The 19,616-nt window shown below is 63.5% G+C and carries 19 protein-coding genes and 1 tRNA gene; 7 read left to right on the forward strand and 13 right to left on the reverse strand.

Annotated elements, in window-relative coordinates:
* Position 1: 1 nt before the first annotated feature.
* Genes U9J39_RS15140 through U9J39_RS15150 form a run of 3 tightly spaced genes read right to left on the reverse strand, consistent with a single transcriptional unit; the run spans position 2 to position 2,625 of the window.
* A complete protein-coding gene (locus tag U9J39_RS15140) occupies positions 2-724 on the reverse strand; it encodes a phage terminase small subunit (protein WP_326347416.1) in 723 nt (240 codons plus the stop codon).
* Entirely contained in the window at positions 721-1,746 is a 1,026-nt protein-coding gene (locus tag U9J39_RS15145) for a phage major capsid protein, P2 family (protein WP_326347417.1), read from the reverse strand. Before U9J39_RS15145 ends, U9J39_RS15140 begins: the two co-directional genes overlap by 4 nt.
* Positions 1,747-1,791: 45 nt before the next feature.
* Positions 1,792-2,625, reverse strand: a complete 834-nt coding sequence (locus U9J39_RS15150) for a GPO family capsid scaffolding protein (RefSeq protein WP_326347418.1) — start codon at positions 2,623-2,625, stop codon at positions 1,792-1,794.
* A 150-nt stretch (positions 2,626-2,775) separates the two neighbouring features.
* Here U9J39_RS15150 and U9J39_RS15155 point away from each other — a divergent pair, with 150 nt between their 5' ends.
* Together U9J39_RS15155 and U9J39_RS15160 are read left to right on the forward strand one after the other, a co-directional pair.
* A complete protein-coding gene (locus tag U9J39_RS15155) occupies positions 2,776-4,557 on the forward strand; it encodes a terminase ATPase subunit family protein (protein ID WP_326347419.1) in 1,782 nt (593 codons plus the stop codon).
* Positions 4,554-5,585, forward strand: a complete 1,032-nt coding sequence (locus U9J39_RS15160; RefSeq protein WP_326347420.1) for a phage portal protein — start codon at positions 4,554-4,556, stop codon at positions 5,583-5,585. Before U9J39_RS15155 ends, U9J39_RS15160 begins: the two co-directional genes overlap by 4 nt.
* Before the next feature lie 18 nt (positions 5,586-5,603).
* On the opposite strand, the gene U9J39_RS15165 is transcribed toward U9J39_RS15160, so the two are convergent.
* The 3 genes from U9J39_RS15165 to U9J39_RS15175 all read right to left on the reverse strand — a co-directional run bounded on the left by U9J39_RS15165 (position 5,604) and on the right by U9J39_RS15175 (position 8,457).
* Positions 5,604-6,812, reverse strand: a complete 1,209-nt coding sequence (locus tag U9J39_RS15165) for a hypothetical protein (RefSeq protein WP_326347421.1) — start codon at positions 6,810-6,812, stop codon at positions 5,604-5,606.
* Positions 6,813-6,886: 74 nt separating this feature from the next.
* Positions 6,887-7,732 carry a serine/threonine protein kinase gene (locus U9J39_RS15170; protein ID WP_326347422.1) on the reverse strand — a complete coding sequence of 282 codons (846 nt, stop codon included), beginning with the start codon at positions 7,730-7,732 and terminating at the stop codon, positions 6,887-6,889.
* Complete coding sequence (locus U9J39_RS15175) at positions 7,732-8,457, reverse strand: hypothetical protein (protein WP_326347423.1); 726 nt, start codon at positions 8,455-8,457, stop codon at positions 7,732-7,734. The genes U9J39_RS15170 and U9J39_RS15175 overlap by 1 nt, the downstream gene beginning before the upstream one ends.
* Positions 8,458-9,681: 1,224 nt before the next feature.
* On the opposite strand from U9J39_RS15175, the gene U9J39_RS15180 reads away from it, so the two are divergent.
* Positions 9,682-9,897: a DUF2188 domain-containing protein gene (locus tag U9J39_RS15180; protein ID WP_326347424.1), complete on the forward strand. Its 216-nt coding sequence runs from the start codon at positions 9,682-9,684 to the stop codon at positions 9,895-9,897.
* Positions 9,898-9,962: 65 nt separating this feature from the next.
* Positions 9,963-10,250, forward strand: a complete 288-nt coding sequence (locus U9J39_RS15185; RefSeq protein WP_326347425.1) for a DUF2188 domain-containing protein — start codon at positions 9,963-9,965, stop codon at positions 10,248-10,250.
* A 376-nt stretch (positions 10,251-10,626) separates the two neighbouring features.
* Here the strand turns inward: U9J39_RS15185 and U9J39_RS15190 are convergent, their stop codons facing one another.
* Both U9J39_RS15190 and U9J39_RS15195 read right to left on the reverse strand, forming a co-directional pair.
* The gene (locus U9J39_RS15190) at positions 10,627-11,877 is read right to left on the reverse strand and encodes a tyrosine-type recombinase/integrase (protein ID WP_326347426.1); all 1,251 of its coding nucleotides are present in this window, start codon (positions 11,875-11,877) and stop codon (positions 10,627-10,629) included.
* A 149-nt stretch (positions 11,878-12,026) separates the two neighbouring features.
* Positions 12,027-12,116, reverse strand: a tRNA-Ser gene (locus tag U9J39_RS15195).
* Positions 12,117-12,402: 286 nt separating this feature from the next.
* Between U9J39_RS15195 and U9J39_RS15200 the strand changes: the two genes are divergently transcribed.
* Entirely contained in the window at positions 12,403-12,912 is a 510-nt protein-coding gene (locus tag U9J39_RS15200) for a glycine zipper 2TM domain-containing protein (protein WP_115679764.1), read from the forward strand.
* Between the two features lie 81 nt (positions 12,913-12,993).
* Here the strand turns inward: U9J39_RS15200 and hemW are convergent, their stop codons facing one another.
* The 5 genes from hemW to U9J39_RS15225 all read right to left on the reverse strand — a co-directional run bounded on the left by hemW (position 12,994) and on the right by U9J39_RS15225 (position 17,717).
* Positions 12,994-14,226: a radical SAM family heme chaperone HemW gene (gene hemW, locus U9J39_RS15205; RefSeq protein WP_116312301.1), complete on the reverse strand. Its 1,233-nt coding sequence runs from the start codon at positions 14,224-14,226 to the stop codon at positions 12,994-12,996.
* Positions 14,223-14,840: an RdgB/HAM1 family non-canonical purine NTP pyrophosphatase gene (gene rdgB / locus U9J39_RS15210; protein WP_115679766.1), complete on the reverse strand. Its 618-nt coding sequence runs from the start codon at positions 14,838-14,840 to the stop codon at positions 14,223-14,225. The genes hemW and rdgB overlap by 4 nt, the downstream gene beginning before the upstream one ends.
* 15 nt (positions 14,841-14,855) lie before the next feature.
* Positions 14,856-15,575 (reverse strand): ribonuclease PH, encoded by a 720-nt coding sequence (gene rph / locus U9J39_RS15215; protein WP_115679767.1) that lies wholly within the window; start codon positions 15,573-15,575, stop codon positions 14,856-14,858.
* 103 nt (positions 15,576-15,678) lie between these two features.
* A complete protein-coding gene (locus U9J39_RS15220; protein ID WP_115679768.1) occupies positions 15,679-16,593 on the reverse strand; it encodes a PP2C family protein-serine/threonine phosphatase in 915 nt (304 codons plus the stop codon).
* A 71-nt stretch (positions 16,594-16,664) separates the two neighbouring features.
* Entirely contained in the window at positions 16,665-17,717 is a 1,053-nt protein-coding gene (locus U9J39_RS15225) for a serine/threonine protein kinase (protein ID WP_115679769.1), read from the reverse strand.
* Positions 17,718-17,930: 213 nt separating this feature from the next.
* Between U9J39_RS15225 and U9J39_RS15230 the strand changes: the two genes are divergently transcribed.
* The gene (locus U9J39_RS15230) at positions 17,931-18,866 is read left to right on the forward strand and encodes a YicC/YloC family endoribonuclease (RefSeq protein ID WP_062797481.1); all 936 of its coding nucleotides are present in this window, start codon (positions 17,931-17,933) and stop codon (positions 18,864-18,866) included.
* Between the two features lie 132 nt (positions 18,867-18,998).
* Positions 18,999-19,595, forward strand: coding sequence for a guanylate kinase (gmk, locus tag U9J39_RS15235; protein WP_373429534.1), 597 nt, complete (start codon positions 18,999-19,001; stop codon positions 19,593-19,595).
* Positions 19,596-19,616 lie beyond the last annotated feature (21 nt).

Raw genomic sequence — 19,616 nt, forward strand, 5'->3', positions numbered from 1 at the left:
GTCAGCTGCGGCCGTCGCCCTCCTTGGCGCCGGCTGCTGCTGCGTTCTTGATCTCGCGCTCGAGGCGCTCGATATCCTTCTTGACGCCGACCTTGTCGTGCAGCTCCAGTGCACGGCGCAGGTTGCGCAGCGCGAACTCGCGGCGCTCCTGCTGGCGCTCGGCCGGCGTGGTGTCGACCAGTGCGGCATGGGCGTAGCCGACCGCCTTGTGCAGCTTGGCGCGCACTTCGTCGGGCATGTCCTGGTCGTTGACCAGCATGCCGACCTGGCCGAGGGCGTCGACGTCGACCGGGTGTCCAGCTTCCACCGCCTTGATTGTCATGGCCGAGTACTCCTCGGCGATCAGGCACGCCGTCGTGCGCTGGTACTGGTCTGGCATCACCAGGCCGTGGCGGATGGCGTAGCTGGCCAGCGGAAGGGCGCCGGCGAAGTCGCCCACGTCGATGTGCCAGACCATCACGTGCATGAAGACCTCGTCCTGCACGCCGGTGTCGGCGTCCAGCACACCCTGCACCCAAGCCGCATAGGCCGGCAGCATGGCGCGCTTGGCGTCGGCCTTGCGCTCGATCGACTGGATTTGCTTGAGCTGGCGCTTGTGCTCGGCCAGCTGCGCCAGCATCAGCTCATGGCCAGAGGCATGGTGCAGCGGGTTGTCGGCCTCGGCGGCGGCTGCCGCCCGCTGCGCGCTCACACGCAAGAAGTGGTTGCGGGCGGGGCTCGTCATTCGGCGGCCACCTCGATGTTCTCGGCCATGGCGGCGCAGGCGAGATCCTCGATCACGTACGCGTCGTTGCTGGACTCGTAGTTCTCGATGCGGTCGCGCTTGGCGTTGTCGACGATCGTGCGCCGGCGCGAGCCTTCCTGGTAGTAGATCGACAGGTTGTCCAGGCGCGTGACCAGCAGGGCAGCCGGCGGGAAGTAGGGCACCCGCACCGCCGGCAGGTTGCCGATACGCTTCTGGCTCATGATGATGTCGGTGGCCAGTTTCTGCGTCGGGTCGCGGTCCTTGTTCAGCAGCGGGAAATACTTGTCGGCCAGCAGCTGGCGGCCGCACACCACCACCAGGTCGGGGTCTTCGGCGTACCACGGCGCGACCAGGTGGCTGCACATGTCGAACACCAGGGCGTCGAGGCTGGCATAGTCGCGCGCAGCATCGGTGTCCGGGCCGCCGACGATGATTTTGCCCAGCGCCTTGCCGTCCTTCATCACGCGCTCCGGTGCTTCCTCGCGCAGGTGCTGCAGCCAGCCCTTGTTGACGTCCTGCAGCATCGGGTTGGTGGCACGGTCGGAGGTGGCGGCGCGGCTCACGCCGTTGAAGCCGATCATGATGCGATCCAGCGCCTGGCGACGCAGGATGGCGTCGCGGATGCGGGTCTGGAAGTCGGGGAACTTGGCCCAGGCATCCAGCATGCGGTAGGTGATGTGAGTGTCCGAGTTGGTCTGCTCGCAGCGGTAGTTGCGGTCATCCAGCGTCGCAATATCGCGGGTCTGGCGGTCCTGCGCCGCGGTGTCGGTGGTGCTGGCCACCGGACCCGACACGCCGAGGCCGATCTTCTCGCCTTCCTGCTCGGTCACGCCGTAGACGTTGATCCGGCCCAGGAATTCGCTGGATTCCTGCACCTTGGTTTCCAGCTTCTGCTGGACGCTGGGCTGCACGCTGAACTTGCGATCCACGCGCTCGACGCCGTTGATCTCGGCGATTTTGGCTTCGTATGCCGCGTACTTGCGGCGGGTATCGTTGCGCATTGAGTTGGCTCCGGTGGGTTGTTGTGTTGCTGTCCGGGGGCCGGCTCAGCAGTCGGTTTCGATGACGCTGCCGTCACCGCCGGTGGCGGGCGGGCGACGGCTGAAGTCCTCCTTCTTCTCCAGCGCGCCCTTGAGTGTGCTGAACGCTTCCTTCTCCTTGGCCTGGTCGGCCTGCAGGGCGTCCAGGCGCTCGGTGACGCCACTGATTGCCTTGCTGAACGTTTCGCCCAGGCTCTGCACTTCCTTGGCAATGGTCTGCACGGCTTCCTGCATGTCGGCGTGACGCGCGTCGTTGCCGGCGTCCGACTTGTCCTGGCGGGCGAAGAGCTTCTTGATGCTGGCAGCAAAGCCGGCCGCGGGCGCGGTGGCGGGCGTATCGCTGGGGAAGTCGAGCTCGACCGGCACGGCCTCGGAGAACAGGTTGTTCGGATCCTGCTTGCGCTCGGCCAGCGGGTTGGTCTTCGCCTTGGCGCTAAACTGGAGCATTTCGCAGCCCAGGCTGGCAGGGTTGTCGGTGACAGCCAGGCCAACCAGATAGGCTTCGCCGGTGTCGGCGAAATCCGGGTTCACTTCCATGGAGCAGAACACCTTCTGCCGCGCCTTGTTGAAGGCGATCAGCTCGGCTGTGGGGTCCAGCTGCGCGTAGAGGCGCATCTTGCCGCCTTCCTCCTCGGTCTTGAGCGCCAGCACGTCACCGTACGCCTTGAACGGGCCATCGGGCACGATGCCGCGGATGTGCTCCAGGTTGATGCGCGCCCCGTAGGTGTCCGGGTCATAGCTCGCCGCCATCTGCACCAGCATCTCGCGGTCAATCACGCGGCCGTCGCTGGTCGCGCCTTCGGTGGCAATGCGGAAAAACTTCGGGTTCTTGCCGGCCATGGGTTCCTCTTCGGTCGTGGTTCCGTGTGGTTACGTCGTGCTGCCATGTTGGGCGGGCCGCCGCGCGCGGGCAACGCAATCGTGTTGTGCGACAGAGCGCTACAACACCGCTCACGTGGCACGCGCGCGCGCGACCGGTAGCGTTGCGGCATGACTACGCTTCCGCCTCTTTCCATCCATTCGTTCGATCCAGAAATGGAGCCGCGGCGCATCGCGCGCGCGCTCTACTGGCAGGGCTATCGGGTCGCGCGTATTGCGGAAATGCTTGGCGTGAAGCCCGTGACCGTGCACAGCTGGAAGCGCCGCGATGAGTGGGACAAGGCTGATGCCGTGGAGCGCATCGGTACCAGCATCGAAGCGCGCATGGCGCTACTGGTGGCCAAGGAGAAGAAGGAAGGGAAGGACTACAAGGAGATCGATCTGCTTGGCCGGCAGATTGAGCGCCTGGCGCGCGTGCGGCGATATGAGGACAGCGGGAACGAGGCCGATCTCAACCCGAAGGTGGCCAACCGCAACAAGGGCCCGCGGAAGAAGCCGGAGCGCAATGCGATCAGCGAAGACGAGCAAGCCCAGCTGATCGATGCCTTCATGGATTCGATGTTCGACTACCAGCGCGTCTGGTACGAAGCCGGCCTGGTCGAGCGCATCCGCAACATCCTGAAGAGCCGCCAGATCGGTGCGACTTGGTACTTCGCCCGCGAAGCCTTCATCGACGCGCTGACGACCGGCCGGAATCAGATCTTTCTGTCAGCCAGCAAAGCACAGGCCCACGTCTTCAAGCACTACATCATCCAGTTTGCCAAGGACGCCGCGGGCGTGGAGTTGAAGGGGGATCCGCTGGTGCTGCCCAACGGCGCGACGCTGTATTTCCTCGGCACCAACGCGCGCACGGCCCAGAGCTATCACGGCAACCTGTACCTGGACGAGTATTTCTGGATCCAGCGCTTCCAGGAGCTGCGCAAGGTGGCCTCCGGCATGGCGATCCATGCGAAGTGGCGGCAGACGTATTTCTCGACACCATCGAGCCTGGCGCATGAGGCGTATCCCTTCTGGTCGGGCGCCTTGTTCAACCGCGGGCGCAGGAAAGACCAGCATGTGCAGGTGGACGTCAGCCACGCGCATCTGCAGGCAGGCCGGCGCTGCGCGGACGGGCAGTGGCGCCAGGTGGTGACCGTCGAGGATGCGGTGCGCGGCGGCTGCAACCTGTTCGACCTGGAGCAGCTGCGCCGCGAGTACAGCGACGCTGACTTCGAGAACCTGTTGATGTGCGGCTTCATTGACGACACAGCGTCCGTCTTCCCGTTGTCGATGCTGATGCGCTGCATGGTTGATAGCTGGGAGGTTTGGGAGGACTTCCGGCACTGGTCACCGCGGCCGCTGGGCAACCGTGAAGTGTGGGTGGGCTACGACCCGAATGGTGGCGGCGGTGACAGCGCCGCGCTCGTGGTGGTCGCGCCGCCACTTGTGCCGGGAGGCAAGTTCCGGGCGCTGGAGAAGCACCAGTTCCGAGGCATTGATTATGAAGAGCAGGCCGCCGCCATCCTGAAGGTCTGCGAGCGCTACAACGTGACCTACATCGGCATCGACCGCACCGGGGTTGGAGATGCCGTCTACAAGGTCGTGCTGAAGACACGCCCCGAAGCACAGGGATTCACCTATTCGGTCGACGTGAAGACTGGCCTGGTCCTCAAGGCCACCGACGTCATCAGCAAGGGGCGCCTTGAGTTCGATGCCGGCTGGACGGACTTCGCCGCGTCTTTCATGTCGATCCGCAAGACGACCACCGCCGCAGGCGGCCGTGTCACCTACCAGGCCGGCCGCTCTGAAGAAACGAGCCACGCCGATCTGGCCTGGGCCTGCATGCACGCGCTGGCGCACGAGCCGATCGAAGGCGTGACCACCACCAACACCAGCATTTTGGAGTTCTCATGACCCGCAAGAAATATCGCAGCGCGTCCCATAGCGCCGCACCTGTGCCGGCCGAGCCGGCGCGCGCTGCCTCTGTGGAGGCGTTTAGCTTCGGCGACCCAGTGGCGGTCCTGGACCGGCGCGAGCTGCTCGACTACGTGGAGTGCATGCGCGTGGGCGACTGGTACGAGCCGCCGCTGCCGTGGGATGGGCTGGCGCGCAGCTTCCGGGCGGCCGTCCACAACAGCTCGCCCATCTACGTGAAGCGCAATATCCTGGTCTCGACCTTCATCCCGCACAAACTGCTGTCGCGCTCGGCATTTGCGCGATGGGTCCAGGACTTTCTGGTGTTCGGCAACGGCTATCTGGAGCGGCGGGACAACGTGTTCGGCAAGCCCATTGCGCTGGAGCCGGCGATGGCCAAGTATGTGCGGCGGGGCGTGGATCTGGAGACCTACCATTTCGTGCAGAACTGGCAGGACAAGCACACCTTCAAGCGAGGCAGCGTCTTTCACCTGCTGGAGCCGGACATCAATCAGGAGGTGTACGGCCTGCCGGAATACCTGTCGGCGCTCAACGCTACCTGGCTCAACGAATCGGCCACGCTTTTCCGCCGGCGCTACTACAAGAACGGTAGCCACGCCGGCTTCATTCTGTACATGACCGATGCCGCGCAGAAGCAGGAAGACGTGGACGTCCTGCGCAAGGCGCTCAAGGAGTCCAAAGGGCCGGGGAATTTCCGCAATCTGTTCATGTACGCGCCGGGCGGGAAGAAGGACGGGATCCAGCTACTGCCGGTCTCAGAAGTGGCCGCCAAGGACGAGTTCTGGAACATCAAGAATGTTACGCGCGACGACCAACTGGCAGCGCATCGCGTGCCCCCGCAATTGATGGGCATCATTCCCAACAACACCGGAGGCTTTGGAGACGCAGAAAAGGCCGCTATGGTTTTTGCCCGCAATGAAGTACTGCCACTGCAAGACCGTTTGACGGAGCTGAATGCTTGGATCGGCGAGGAGGTGATCCGATTTGGAAAGTATCAATTGCAGTAACGATTTCGATGAAAGTGGCTAGCCGGCGAACTTACTCCATGCCCTGCGAAGCCGTGGGCCATGATTTTGTTCGAGGACCTGCAGGGCAGCTCTATTTGCATCAATGCACTCGGAACCGAGAAAGTCACGCTGCTGCCCGGTGATCGATTTTTGCCGGAGCTGCGTCAGAGTTGCTTCCGCTTGGTCCAGTGCTGTTCGATAGGTTGCAAGGGATTGATCAAAGCTAGGTTGCGAATATTCTTCCGCTTGAACGCGCATCGACTGCAAAAAATGTCGGAAAGCGTGTTGCTCGGTGAAGCCCGCCAAGCTAGGCTGAGGAACAGTAAATAGCGGTTCCGCGAACTCGCTGCCATACCGGCTTTGGGTCCGCACTAGCTCGAGTAATCCGATTTTCTTCGCAATGTCAAGCGTAGGAATCTTGTACTCCGAGAACAAATGCGGCGCGTAGTACCAAGTGGAGCGCTGTTTGATCTCGTCGTCTTCTACCGACAGAAAACGCCCTTGCGTAAACGACCTCACGTTCATCCAAGTGCCAGAGCATATGGCGTCCGCACCCGCACAAGCGGCAAAAAGCATCTGCTGGTTGGCGTAGCCGACGATGACGCCCTTCCCGGCGAGCTTGGTGCTCGCGACTATGTCGAGAACATTTGTCGTCCACGTGGGGTCTCCAACCAAGTAGGACGGCGAAGGTGGCTCGACTATGAGGTAGATGGCCGAGGTATTCCAGCGATCTATCGCTTCCACAAGCAATTCGACTTGTCGGTTGTCGCGGACGGCATCGGATCCCAAAGCCACCGTTAGTATGGTTTGGTCCGCATTCATTCCGGCACGGCCGGCAGCGTCAAGTATTAGCTCTGTTGCACTGATCCACGTACCGTCAATTCGACTTGCGAGTGTGCCGGGAAGAATTACCTTGTTGGCGCCGCATTCATTATTGCGTTCCGCGAGTGCACTCAATACACGGGGTAGTTCGCTGGGACTGTGCAGCCCACCGCCATTTGGCCAGTGGTCATGACTTGTAAGGCGCTGATGATTGGCTTTAGGCAGATAGAGCTGCGGGTCTACAAGGACTTCCCCGCCACTCCTAATGATGTCCGCTGATAGTTGGGACATCTGGGATGTAGTCATGTCGCGCGGGCTAAGCACCACCGTCCCTCCCGCCCACGAGCGAACTAGAAAACGGCAGTGCTCCATCATGCCGAAGCCAAATTGCAGACTCAATTCCAATCTGATCCCTCCCCAGTTTATAACCTTATGGCTTTCCACTCTGCGAACATGGCGAATGAGATGGGCGTATAGCCTCATTTGCTGCGTTGCGCTAGCAGGTCGTCGAGCCAGTCTTTAGCTTCGACTGCAGTGCGCGGCCGATTCGTGCGCCTTGGCTGGGTCATGGCCGCTACGAGATCGGCGAAACCGGTGAGTCCTGCTGGCTCTCTTGATAGACGCGGAAGCTGCATGGTCTGCATTCGTTGAAAGACTTCCATGCCGTCGGCTGCGCCAGCCCAGAACGGATTTTGACCCACGACACACGTGTGAAGGGTGACGCCGAGCGCGAAGATATCACTGCGCACGTCAATCTCGGCAGCTACCGCGTTGAATTGTTCCGGGGGCGCGTAGCCAGGAGTGCAGGGACCCATTGGGCCGACCGTCAGGGCTGTTCGATCCATATGGCGCACAATCCCGAAATCCAAAAGCCACACCTCAGAGGTATCAGAATGCAGTAGCAAGTTCGCAGGCTTGATGTCCCTGTGGACGATACCTTTTTGCTCTGTAAGCGTTAGCACCGACAGCACGTCCTTTGCGATCTGCAGAATATTGTCGTCTTGCAGACTGCCCGCATCGAGGTGTTGCTGTATTGATGCACCTGGAATGAAAGGCTCAACAACATATGGCGCGGACTGGCCCTGGTAGTCAATAAGTCCCCACTCCAAAATGGATGGCGTAAGCGGGCACTGGAGTTCTGTCACGGCGCTCAGCTCGCGCTTGAAGCGCGCCATGTCCGTGTCTGCTTTGAATAGCTTTACAACCACTGGGCCATTCTTTTCGCACGTAGCACTGAAGACATGCTTTTGTCCTCCCGAGGCAATAAAGCGCGCATCACGATAGCGCGCAAGGTCGGCAGGTAGCTCGGGAGCGACGTTGTTCATCAATGTCGGCTTTCGGAAGGTATGGAAGTGCGCCAGACCGACTCGTTGAAGAGCCATGACGCTTGGGACAATGGGTGAGCGCCTCGCTTTGGAAGGAGCGGACATTCGTTCAGTGAAGCACCTGGCTCAAGCAGCCCTAGGCCAAGTTCACTTGCACGCAAGAAGAGCTCATTCCTTCCGTTCAACTGATCCAGAAGAAGAAATGACTCCGAGGCGAACCAGGTATTCTGAAACGCCTGTTCGAGGCCTCGGCGCCAGTTCCCGATCTTGGCTTCGACAGCGACTAAGCGCTTGACGGCATAGACCTCAGAAAGTGGCCTGCTGCAAAGGCGATCCCCCTTGAGGGTAGCTATGTTTGCCTCGACCAGCCGATCCCATGTCAACGTGCCGCGCTTGTTACCTTGTCGCTCGCAAATTGTGGCGCGCTCAAGTTCGCCAAGCTGGTGCAAATAGTGCAACCAATAAGTGTCCCCTGCTTCCAGCTGCTCTCGGCCGTCACTCCACATCGTCACAATGTCTGGATCCCACTCGACGATCACCAAATCTGGGAAGCAGCCAAAAATCTTAGGTTCCACAAAGACCGTCGTTGCGACATCGCTTGCCGCATTGGCGTGCAGGTCATTGCAGAAAGCCTCCACAATCCGAAGTTCAGGGCCCTCGATGGGGGTCCGGAAAGAGGCTAGTGGATGCTGGTCAGCAGTCTTGCTGGACGCGTATGAAAACATTTTTGATCGGCGAAAGTGCAGTGACAGGCATTTCACAGCCGCCACTATTGTTGCGTGCATCCTATCCCACTTTTCGGTGATTCGGGATCCCGCGTCTGGGGGTCCGGGACGATGTTGACAAGCTGCGCGCGGTTGGGACCCCGCCTCACCTGCTCGCTTCATTGAGTGGTTTTTATGCAGGTGCATGAAGCCGGGGGCGCGGCGCCAATACTAGAGCTGCGGGCGGTCAGCAGGGTGCATCGCCTTATGCAGGTTCATGCGCCTCAGCTACGCGTCAGAGGTCTCCAGAGATGTTGTCAGGAACAGCCTTCCATTTGTGCGCTATAGGGCACGCATGGCGTGGCTGGCAAGTTAAGGAGGGGGAGGGGTCAGGAAAAAGGTAACCTCGGTAACTATCCCCAAAAAGCATAGCTAACCCTTTGATTTGTAAGGCAGTGGTTGGTTACCTTGAAAAGGTAATCTGAGGTAACCAAAAAGGTAACCTACCGCTAAGTCCTTGATTTTATTAAGAGTCGATTTATGTAGAGGTTACCTTTGGAAAAGGTAATCTGGTTACCCTAAAGTTACCTCATTGTTACCTTTTGGCCGAAACCCGGAACGCCTTATCTGACACGGCTTTGCGGGCGATTTTGGCGTCGTGGTTACCAAGGTTACCTTTTTCCCGACCCCCCACGACTTTTAGCCGTGCCCTTTGGATGTACTGTGTTTTTATAAGTAGCGGTCCCAGGCGGACGAATGAGATCCCGACGCTCACAGCCGCATTCCTGGGCACAAGACGTGGCCGACGACGACTGGGCAGACTTGCGACCGCGGCGCGCGGCTGGCCACCACTTTCGGCCGCCGTTGACGTCGTCTGAGATGCGCGCCATGTACCAGCGCAACCGGACGCCCAATGTTCGGGCGCTGTTATGGGAAGTCGCGCGAATCTTCATGACTCTCTTTCCGGCAGAGGCCATAGCCACCGAGCCGGCTCCGATCGTACGTCGCCCAAGGAGTTGCAGCCTGCGCCGGCTCAAGGTGATCAATTGCCGCTATAAGAGGATCACCCGGGCGTGGGGTGCGCAGTAAGGTATGGTCATGCCAATATCGCCTTGTCGTGAGCTTACCCCTCTCGATTTTTTGCTCGAAGCCCGCCCCTCGCGGGCTTTTTTTTGTGGGACGGCGCCTGACAGCACCTGGCGGAGTTGGCGCGCACACTGGCTTCATCAACCTCAGGAGCCAGCCGTGCACAACATCCATGTAATAGCGTCGGAGTTCGGCTGGACCGTGGAGCACGCCGGAGGCGGAGACGGAACTACGTTCCCGAGCCAGGAAGAAGCCATTTGCTCCGGCACCGCCCAAGCGAAGCGCGAACACGTCGATCTGCTGATTCACGGCCTTGACGGCGAGATTACGGAACGGCGAAGCTTCGGGAACGACTCGCCGGACATCAAGGGGTGATACGATTTCAGCGCGGGGTGGCATTTGTCGTCGCAGGATCTCCGGCGACGTCGTTGGAGCTATCGATGCCAGCAACGAGTATCAGCGTGGTGCCCGCCGAACAAGGCTGGGCGCTCGACATAGACGGCACTTCCGAGCCGCGTCAGTTGTTCCCTACGCTAGAAGCCGCGATCAGCGCGGGCTGGGCCCGCGCCCGACGCGAGAACATTGAGCTTCACATCCAGCCGCTTGCCGGCGGTGTGCGGCTGCGCGCGGAAAGCACCAACCCAGCCGACTTTGTCGGGTACTGCCGGTGCTTGCGCTATTCCCAACGCCCGCCCGGCTCACCCCTACCCAATGTCACGCTTCGCTGAGCGTGCGTCGGATCCACATAGCGCCAACTATCGGTCAAAACTGGAAAGAAAGTGAAGCGGCCGGGCGCGGTGCCGCCGGGGCGCTTCTCACGCTCCCCGCGTGCCTAGCTGGACTGTACCTAAATTGCACCCGTGGTGGGCTGGATTGGCCCTTGGTGACCTTGGTTGACCTTGGTTTTGCAATTTGCGGGTTGTGTAAGGCCTTGATTTATAAAGCGTCTTGGTTCGTCGCCAAAACTCCGAAGGCAATGCTCGCACGATGGTGCCGGCAGCTCTATCGTTGACCAGCATCGAGAGAATGGGTCGACTACAATTCGGCCCACTGTATTCGTTGCCGTCGCCAGGAATTCACCTGGACGCTGCTCAGCAATTCCCATCAGTTGCGCACAGATTGCGGCGTGGTACTCTGGTCCAGCGGAATAACTGCTGCTGTTTGGCCGGAGCAGTAGTGCGCCCAGTCCCTCATCATTTTGCGCCGGCGCTCAAGCATGTCGCCCCGACGGTAGGCCGCTTCGCTTTCGTTCTGGATGGCGTGGGCCAGCGCCATTTCTGCAAGCGAGTCCGCATATTCGGTGCAGTCGGCCACCCAATCCCGGAAGGTCGAGCGGAAGCCGTGCACTGTGACATGTCCGTAGCCCATTCGCTCAAGCAGCTTCAGCATGGCCATGTTGGAGAGCGGCTTCCCCTGCTTCCGGCCCGGATAGAGCCAGCCGTCTCGCGCGCCAGGCAATGCTGCCTCAACCAGCTCGACGAGGCGATCGGTCATTGGTACACGTAGGGGCAATTCCATCTTCATGCGTTCGCCCGGTACAGTCCAGACGCGATAACGCATGTCGAATTCCTCGGGTCTCGCAAATTGGACCTCCTGCGTGCGCACAACCGTCAGGATCAGATGCTCGAGCATGCGAGCGGCAGTCCCACGCTGCTCGCGCAGTTCCTTCATGAATCTGGGAATTTCTTGCCACGGTAGCGCTGGGTGGTGCTTGATCTTTTTGCGCCGATTTTGTTTGGGGAGCAGCTTGTCGAGGTGGCCGCGCCAGCGTGCCGGATTCTCGCCCTCGCGGTGTCCGAGCGCCTTTTCGGCATCGAGTATGCATTCGAGGCGCCCACGCAGTCGGAACGCTGTTTCGCGCTTCTTGATCCAGATCGGCTGCAGCACCTGCACGATCATGGCCGTGTCGACGTCGCGCACGTCTTCATCACCAAGGATTGGGGCTGCGTAGGTGGCGATCGTGTTTGTCCATTGCTGCGCGTGCTTCTCGTTCTTCCACCCGGCACGATGCTTGGCGATGTAGTCGGCCGCTGCAGCTTTGAAAAGGCGTGGTCCCGACAATTCGAGCATGCGTTGCCGCTGCTTGGCCTTCCGCGCCTCAATCGGATCGACTCCATCCCGAAGAAGATCCCGGCATTTTGAGGCTTCTGCGCGCGCTGCAGCCAGCGAGACAGAAGCCAGGGGGCCCAGTCCCATTTCGCGCGACCGGCCGCGCAGGGTGAACTTGAAGATCCAGGAGCGCGAGCCAGTCTCAGAGATCTGGAAATAGAGGTTGCCGCCGTCCGGGTAATGCCCCGGTACATTCAGCTTGCCGATCTTCAGCGCCGTGAGCCGATGCAGTTGCCGTGTTGCCATTTCCCACCCCCGTTTTCACCCCTGTTCGATGGTCGGATTGTGTCGGAGCGGTGTGGAGGCGGCAAGAAGAAAAATACCCCCAAAACCGCGCCCCTATTGGGTTTCCGGCTGATTCTCTGGAGGGTATCGGAACGCGGTGGAATGAGGAATGGCGGAAGCGGTGAGATTCGAACTCACGGATGGGTCACCCCATCGGCAGTTTTCAAGACTGCTGCCTTAAACCACTCGGCCACGCTTCCGGAAAGTGCGGGCATTGTAGCGCGAAAGCGCAGGGCCTCCGGCGCAGTGCCGCATGCAGACGCAACGGTCTGGCCGCGCATTATACAAGCCCCACGCTTCCCGATGGGGACTTGCCTCGCGGCATGGGCGCAGCCGCAAATTTCCGGCCACAACTTGCGCTGTGCTGTCGGGCTCTGTCTGACATGGCGGAACCTTCATATCGCGCCATCGCTCATATGGTCGTACCGGGCACTGCGGTGTGTGCCGCATCCCCGGCTTTCGCCTGGCAACAGAGGAGAACTCAAAATGCGAATCCCAAGCAAGACATGGCTGATCGTTCCGGTGGCCGCGGCGGCTGCGCTGGCCGGTTGTGCGGCGCCGTACAACAGCGGCTACGACCAGGGCTACAACACCGGCTACAACGCGCCGCCCCCGGGTTACCAGAACCCCCACACCTCGCAGGCACCGGCCGGCGCGGTCTACTACGGCCGCGTGGAATCGATCGAGCCGGTCACCACCACGCAGGGCAGCTCCGGGCTGCTGGGCACGGTGATCGGCGGTGCCGCCGGCGGCCTGCTGGGCCACCAGATCGGTGGCGGGCGCGGCCAGACCGCTGCGACCATCGGCGGTGCCGTGGTCGGCGCCGTGGCCGGCAATCAGATCGAGAAGCGCGCGGGCAGCAATACGCAAACGGTCTATCGCGTCAACGTGCGGCTCGATGACGGCCGCCTCGCCACGGTGACGCAGTCCAACCTGGGCAGCCTGCAAGTGGGCATGCGCGCGCGCGTGGCCAACGACACGGCCACGCCGTACTGACCTGCCAGCCTGACGTTTGCCAGAAGCCAAAGGCCACGCGCTAGCGTGGCCTTTTTTTATCGTTGCCGGCGTGCGGGCCGCTCAGTCCTTCAGGAACATCTCCTGCAGGTCGTTGAGGAAGCGCCGGCCCAGTTCGGTGGGGCGGATCGTGGTCAGGTCGGCTTCCAGCAAGCCTTTCTTCTCGGCCTCGGCCAACTGCTTGCTGATGGTGTGCAGCGGCAGCCCGGTGTAGTCGTGGAAGCTCGAGGCCGGCACGCCGTCGGTCAGGCGCAGCGCGTTGAGCATGAACTCGAACGGCAGCTCGTCGGCGCCGACGTCGCGCGCTTCCTGTACGGCGTTGCCCGCCATGGCCTGCGCCATGTAGGTGGCCGGGTGCTTGTGCCGCATCTGGCGCAGCACGCGCTGCGGGAACGACAGCTTGCCGTGCGCGCCGGCGCCGATGCCTAGATAGTCGCCGAAGCGCCAGTAGTTGAGGTTATGGCGCGCCTCGCGGTGCGGCTTTGCATAGGCCGAAGTCTCGTAGTGCCGATAGCCCGCCGCGGCCGTGCGCGCTTCGATCCAGTCCTGCATCTCGTACGCCGTGTCGTCGTCGGGCAATGCCGGCGGATACTTCGCGAACAGCGTGTTCGGCTCCAGCGTCAGGTGGTACAGCGACAGGTGCGTGGTGCCGCAGGCCAGCGCGGCTTCGACGTCCGCCTGGCACTCCTGCAGGGTCTGGCCGGGCAGGGCGTACATCAGGTCCAGGTTGATGTTGTCGAAGCTGGCCTGGGCGATGTCGATGGCGCGGCGCGCTTCGGTGCCGCCGTGGATGCGGCCCAGTGCCTGCAGGTGCCGGTCATTGAAGCTCTGGATGCCGATCGACAGCCGGTTGATGCCGCTGGCGCGGTAGCTGGCGAACTTGTCGGCTTCGAAGGTGCCGGGATTGGCCTCCATCGTGATCTCGGCATCGGCATCCAGCGGCAGCAGGGCGCGGATATCCGACAGCAGCCGGTCCATGCCCGCCGCCGACAGCAGGCTCGGGGTGCCGCCGCCGATGAAGACGGTATGCACCGGGCGTCCCCATACCAGCGGCAGCGACTGCTCCAGGTCCGCGCGCAGCGCGTCGAGGTAGAGGTCTTCCGGAATCTCGTGGTTGTCGGCGCCGGGTGCGGCATGCGAGTTGAAATCGCAATACGGGCACTTGCGCACGCACCACGGGATATGCACGTACAGCGACAGCGGCGGCGATCCGGGCAGGCTGATCTGCCCGGGCTTGAGCCACAGCTGCTTGCTGTCGACAGGCACGGACGCGGAGGCCGGTACGATCGGAATCATCGCGTGCCAGTCTCCGCGGCCTCGGCCTGCAGCCGGGCCACCAGTGCGCGCAGCGCCTGGGCGCGGTGGCTGACGCGGTTCTTCTCTTCCGGCGGCAGCTCGGCCGCGGTCTTGCCCAGCGCCGGCAGCAGGAAGTGCGGGTCGTAGCCGAAGCCGCCCGCGCCGCGCGGCGCGTCGACGACTTCGCCATGCCACACGCCTTCGGCGATGATCGGGCACGGGTCTTCGGCGTGGCGCACGAAAACCAGCACGCAGTAGTAATACGCGTGCCGGTTCAGCTTGCCCGCCAGTTGCGAGACCAGGTAGGCGTTGTTGGCCGAGTCCGACTTGGCCTGTCCGGCCATTTGCGCATAGCGCGCGGAATAGACCCCGGGCGCGCCGTCCAGCGCCTGCACGCAGATGCCGGAGTCGTCGGCCAGCGCGGGCAGCCCGGCCAGCCGGCTGGCGTGGCGGGCCTTGGCCAGCGCGTTCTCGACAAAGGTGGCGAAGGGTTCTTCGGCCTCGGGGATGCCGAGCTCGCCCTGCGTCACCACGTCAAAGCCGAGCGGGGCCAGCAGCGCGCCGAATTCGCGCAGCTTCCCGGGATTGTTGGAGGCCAGTACCAGGCGTCGCATCGCGGGCTCCGGAGCTCAGGCCAGGCCCAGCGCTTCGCGCTGGTACTGCACCAGCCGGGCGATGCCGGCTTCGGCCAGGCGCGTCATGGCGTCGAGCTCGGCGCGGCTGAAGGGCGCGCCCTCGGCGGTGCCCTGCACTTCGACAAAGCCGCCGCTGCCGGTCATGACCACGTTCATGTCGGTGTCGCAGTTGCTGTCCTCGGCGTAGTCCAGGTCCAGCACCGGCACGCCGTCGACCATGCCGACCGAGACTGCCGCGACATGGTCGCGGATCGGGCTGGCGGCGATCAGGCCGTCGCGCAGCATGGTCGAGACCGCGTCGTGGGCGGCGACGAAAGCGCCGGTGATGGCGGCGGTGCGGGTGCCGCCGTCGGCCTGCAGCACGTCGCAGTCGAGGTGGAGGGTGTATTCGCCCAGCGCCGCCAGGTCGAACACCGAGCGCATGGCGCGGCCGATCAGGCGCTGGATTTCCTGGGTGCGGCCGGTCTGCTTGCCGCGCGCGGCCTCGCGGTCGGAACGCGTATGCGTGGCGCGCGGCAGCATGCCGTATTCGGCCGTGACCCAGCCTTCGCCGCTGCCCTTCTTGTGCGGCGGCACCTTGGCCAGCACGCTGGCGGTGCACAGCACCTTGGTATCGCCAAAGGCGCACAGGACGGAGCCTTCGGCGTGGCGGGTGTAGTGGCGGGTAAGGCTGATGGAACGCAGCGCATCGGCTGCGCGGCCGCTGGGTCGCATGAGATGGTTTGTCCGCAAGGGGTAGAGGAGGAGAGACCGCGATTCTACCGCTGCCGGACCTTGCGCGCTGCCCGCCGCCGCGGGCCGGACCCCCGCGGGGCCATCACCGCATCAGGTTGCTGGTCTTGTCGATGGCGGCGCGGATCTCGGCGATCGAGCGCTCGATCTCTTCCTCGGACAGCAGGTCGCTGTCGGTGCCGTTGCGCTCCAGGATCGACGTGGTGAAGGCATTGAGCGGCAGCGTATCGGTCATCACCGCGTCCTGGCTGGCGGTGTTGTTGTCCAGCTCCCACATCATGGCGATGCCGGTGGTGTTGTCGGCACCTTCGCCGGCCTGCTGCAGCGCCTGGTCGATCAGCGCCGGCACCGCCTGCACCACCGACAGCCGCGACAGCTTGTCCACCAGCACCGGCTCGTCCAGCGGGCCCCACAGGCCGTCGGAGCACAGCAGGGCGACGTCGCCCGGTTCCAGCCGCACCGGCCCGCCCAGGTCGATCAGCGGCAGGTTGGGCGAGCCCAGGCAGTTGTAGAGCTTGTTGCGCTCGGGATGGTTGGCCACCTCCATCGGCAGCACGCGCTCCTGCTGCAGCAGGTTCTCGATCTTGGAGTGGTCGCGCGTGCGCGTCAGCAGCCGGCCCTTGCGCAGCAGGTAATAGCGCGAATCGCCGGCATGGGCCCAGTGGATCTGGCCGTGCTGCACCAGGCAGCAGACCACCGTGGTGCGGGGCACGTCGGCCATCTGGTTGGCCTCGGCATAGCGGTGGATCTCGCGGTGCGCCAGCATGATGGTGTCCTGCAGGAACTCGGCCGGGTTGCGCACCGCGGGCCGCGCCTGCAGCTGGAACTGGCGCGCCAGCGTCTGCAGCGCTTGCTGCGCGGCGACTTCGCCGTGGGCGTGGCCGCCGAGGCCGTCGGCCAGCACCATCAGCAGCGCATCGCGCGTGAAGCAATAGCCCATGCGGTCCTGGTTGACGCGGCGGCCGCCTTTCCTGCTTTCCTGGTAGACAGAGAATCGCATGTTGGCTGGTTGGCTTTCTTGGGGTTCGATGGCCCGGCCGCGCGCACGCGCGCCGCAGCCGGGTTTGTGATTCAGTCGACGCTCGCGCCGGGTGCCTGCTCGTCACGCCGGCGCAGCAGCGTCAGAAAGCGCGAGGTCGCGGGCGCTTTTTCCGGCGGCATGGGGGCGGGTGCCGGCGCCTGGGTCGCAGGCGCCAGCGCCTGCTCGCCCAGCGCGTTGGTCTGCTCGCGCAATTCCTTCTGCAGCCGGAATACGCTCTGCGGGCGGCCCGATGGCTCCAGCCGCAGGCACCACTCGACCAGGTCGACCAGGCCGTTGGTATAGCTGCTGCGCAGCCGCATCAGCGCCTCGCCCATGCGGTCATCCTTCTCGCGCTGGTTGGCTTCCTGCGGCGGCAGTCCGGCCATGCAGGCGTAAAGCGTCGCGCCCAGGCTGTAGATGTCGGTCCACGGGCCCAGGTCAGTGTGCTTGCCGTACAGTTCCGGCGCGGCGAAGCCGGGCGTGTACATCGGCTGGAAGCGCGCGGCCTCCATGGTCAGGGTCTGCCGCGCGGCGCCGAAATCCAGCAGGATGGGGGACTCGTCCTCGCGCAGGTAGATGTTGCCGGGCTTGATGTCCAGGTGCAGCAGCTTGTGGATATGCACTTCGCGCAGGCCGCTCATCAGGTCGTGGAAGACCTTGCGGATGAAATGCTCGCGCAGCACCTTGGCGCGCCCCTGCTGCCGGGCCGCCAGCACATGTTCCTGCAGCGTCTTGCCCAGCTCGTAATTCATCACCATGTAGACGGTGGCGTTCTCGCGGAAGAAGTTCACCACGCGCACCACGCTGGGATGGGAAATGCGGGCCAGCGAGCGGCCCTCTTCGAAGAAGTACTTCAGGCCCAGCCGGAACGCCGCGGCGTTTTCCTCGGGCACCACGGGGATCAGTTCGCCGGGGTTGCGCCGCGCCAGCGACGACGGCAGGTACTCCTTGATGGCGACCGGCGCGCCGGTTTCGTCCGTGGCCAGGTAGACGAAACTGAACCCCCCGCTGGCCAACTTCTTTACAATACGATAGTTGGACAGCAGCGTGCCGACGGGCAGCGGTGCACTCTTCGGTTGTGGCGTGCCCTTTGGCTCTGTCATGGGAATAGGACCGGAGTTGCCCCCGCGGATTTGCCTCAGGATTGTCCGGGCTAATCGGTCACTTGTAAAGAACACAAATACGGGCGTTATTGCCCGCCTTTCAACGTTTTGAGGGCGCCCCCCGCAGGCTGCGCCGCGCGCCGGCCGGGCGGGCGTCCGCCGGCAGGCCGCGGCCGCTTCGCGACGGTGCGGCGCCAATCACGAGAACAACCAATGATCCACAGCATGACAGGCTACGGCCTGGCGACGCGCCAGGCGCCATTGACCAACGCGCAGGGTGAGCCCAGCGGGCGCACCGCGTCCGTTTCGGTGGAATTCCGCACTGTCAATTCGCGTTTCCTCGACCTGTTGTTCCGGGCCCCCGAGGAGTGCCGCGCGTTCGAGCCGGCCTTGCGCGAGATGCTGATGGCCGAACTGTCGCGCGGCAAGCTGGAATGCCGCATCAACCTGCAGCGCACCGATGCCGGCGGCGCCACGCTGGCGCTCAACGACGGGCTGCTGGCGCAGATCCGCGCGCTCGAAACCACCGTGGCCGCCACCTTCAGCAGCGCCGGCACCCTGCGCATGGGCGAGATCCTGCGCTGGCCCGGCGTGCTGGTCGAGCCGGAGTTGTCGCAGGAGTCGCTGCGCGAAGCCGTGCTCGGCGCCGCGCGCGAGGCGCTCGACCAGCTGCTGGAAGCGCGCCGCCGCGAGGGCGACGCGCTCAAGGCCACGCTGACCGAGCGCATCGACGCCATGCTGGCGATCGTCGAGCGCCTGACCCCGACCATCCCGCAGCTGATCGCGCACCACCAGGAAAAGCTGACCGAGCGCCTGCAGGAAGCCTTCAACCTGGCCGCGCCCAACGGCATGCCGGCGATGAGCCGCGACGAGATCGCCGAGCGCATCCGCCAGGAAGCCACCGTCTACGGCATCCGCATCGACATCGCCGAAGAGCTGTCGCGGCTGCAGGCGCACCTGAACGAAACGCGCCATATCCTGAAGAAGGGCGGCCAGGTGGGCAAGCGCCTCGACTTCATGATGCAGGAGCTCAACCGCGAGGCCAATACGCTGGGCTCCAAGGCCGCCGCCAAGGAGCTGGCCGATGCCTCGATGGAGCTCAAGCTGCTGATCGAGCAGATGCGCGAGCAGGTCCAGAATCTAGAGTAAGACAGTCACCGAAACATCATGAGCCCAACTTCTCCAACGGCCGCCAATCCGACCGCCCACGCGACCGCCCACGCGACCGCCCACGCGTCCTCCCACACCGCCATCGACACCGTCTACCCCGGCAACCTCTTCATGGTGGTGGCGCCCTCGGGCGCGGGCAAGTCGACGCTGGTCAACGCGCTGCTGGCGCAGGACCCGGCCATCCGCCTGTCGATCTCGCACACCACGCGCGCACCGCGCCCGGGCGAGGAGGACGGCCGCGAGTACCACTTCGTCACCGTCGATGCCTTCCGCAGCGCGCGCGATCGCGGCGATTTCCTGGAGTGGGCCGAGGTGCACGGCAACTACTACGCGACCTCGCGCGTGTGGATCGAGCAGCAGATGGCGCAAGGCAACGACGTGCTGCTCGAGATCGACTGGCAGGGCGCGCAGCAGGTGCACCAGCGCTTTTCCAACGCGGTGGAGATCTTCATCCTGCCGCCGTCGCTGACCGCGCTGGAAGAGCGCCTGAAAAAGCGCGGCCAGGACGAGCCCAACGTGATCGTGCGCCGCCTGCTGGCCGCGGGCAGCGAAATGGCCCACGCCTCGGAGTCGGACTACGTCATCATCAACGAGGTCTTCGACGACGCGCTGGAGCAGTTGCGCAACGTCATCAGCGCCACGCGGCTGCGCTTTTCCTCGCAGAAGGCGCGGCATGCGGAGCTGTTCATCGAGCTTGGCATCCACTGAAACGATGCCTGCCGATGACAG

Origin of the sequence: Cupriavidus sp. SS-3, from assembly GCF_035818815.1 — a bacterium.
GTDB classification, from domain to species: domain Bacteria; phylum Pseudomonadota; class Gammaproteobacteria; order Burkholderiales; family Burkholderiaceae; genus Cupriavidus; species Cupriavidus taiwanensis_C.

Coding starts and splice junctions, on each gene's coding strand:
- U9J39_RS15140 (WP_326347416.1), bottom strand. CDS start 724: ATGACGAGCCCCGCCCGCAACCACTTCTTGCGTGTGAGCGCGCAGCGG.
- U9J39_RS15145 (WP_326347417.1), bottom strand. CDS start 1,746: ATGCGCAACGATACCCGCCGCAAGTACGCGGCATACGAAGCCAAAATC.
- U9J39_RS15150 (WP_326347418.1), bottom strand. CDS start 2,625: ATGGCCGGCAAGAACCCGAAGTTTTTCCGCATTGCCACCGAAGGCGCG.
- U9J39_RS15155 (WP_326347419.1), top strand. CDS start 2,776: ATGACTACGCTTCCGCCTCTTTCCATCCATTCGTTCGATCCAGAAATG.
- U9J39_RS15160 (WP_326347420.1), top strand. CDS start 4,554: ATGACCCGCAAGAAATATCGCAGCGCGTCCCATAGCGCCGCACCTGTG.
- U9J39_RS15170 (WP_326347422.1), bottom strand. CDS start 7,732: ATGAACAACGTCGCTCCCGAGCTACCTGCCGACCTTGCGCGCTATCGT.
- U9J39_RS15175 (WP_326347423.1), bottom strand. CDS start 8,457: ATGTTTTCATACGCGTCCAGCAAGACTGCTGACCAGCATCCACTAGCC.
- U9J39_RS15185 (WP_326347425.1), top strand. CDS start 9,963: ATGCCAGCAACGAGTATCAGCGTGGTGCCCGCCGAACAAGGCTGGGCG.
- U9J39_RS15190 (WP_326347426.1), bottom strand. CDS start 11,877: ATGGCAACACGGCAACTGCATCGGCTCACGGCGCTGAAGATCGGCAAG.
- U9J39_RS15200 (WP_115679764.1), top strand. CDS start 12,403: ATGCGAATCCCAAGCAAGACATGGCTGATCGTTCCGGTGGCCGCGGCG.
- hemW (WP_116312301.1), bottom strand. CDS start 14,226: ATGATTCCGATCGTACCGGCCTCCGCGTCCGTGCCTGTCGACAGCAAG.
- rdgB (WP_115679766.1), bottom strand. CDS start 14,840: ATGCGACGCCTGGTACTGGCCTCCAACAATCCCGGGAAGCTGCGCGAA.
- rph (WP_115679767.1), bottom strand. CDS start 15,575: ATGCGACCCAGCGGCCGCGCAGCCGATGCGCTGCGTTCCATCAGCCTT.
- U9J39_RS15220 (WP_115679768.1), bottom strand. CDS start 16,593: ATGCGATTCTCTGTCTACCAGGAAAGCAGGAAAGGCGGCCGCCGCGTC.
- U9J39_RS15225 (WP_115679769.1), bottom strand. CDS start 17,717: ATGACAGAGCCAAAGGGCACGCCACAACCGAAGAGTGCACCGCTGCCC.
- U9J39_RS15230 (WP_062797481.1), top strand. CDS start 17,931: ATGATCCACAGCATGACAGGCTACGGCCTGGCGACGCGCCAGGCGCCA.
- gmk (WP_373429534.1), top strand. CDS start 18,999: ATGGTGGTGGCGCCCTCGGGCGCGGGCAAGTCGACGCTGGTCAACGCG.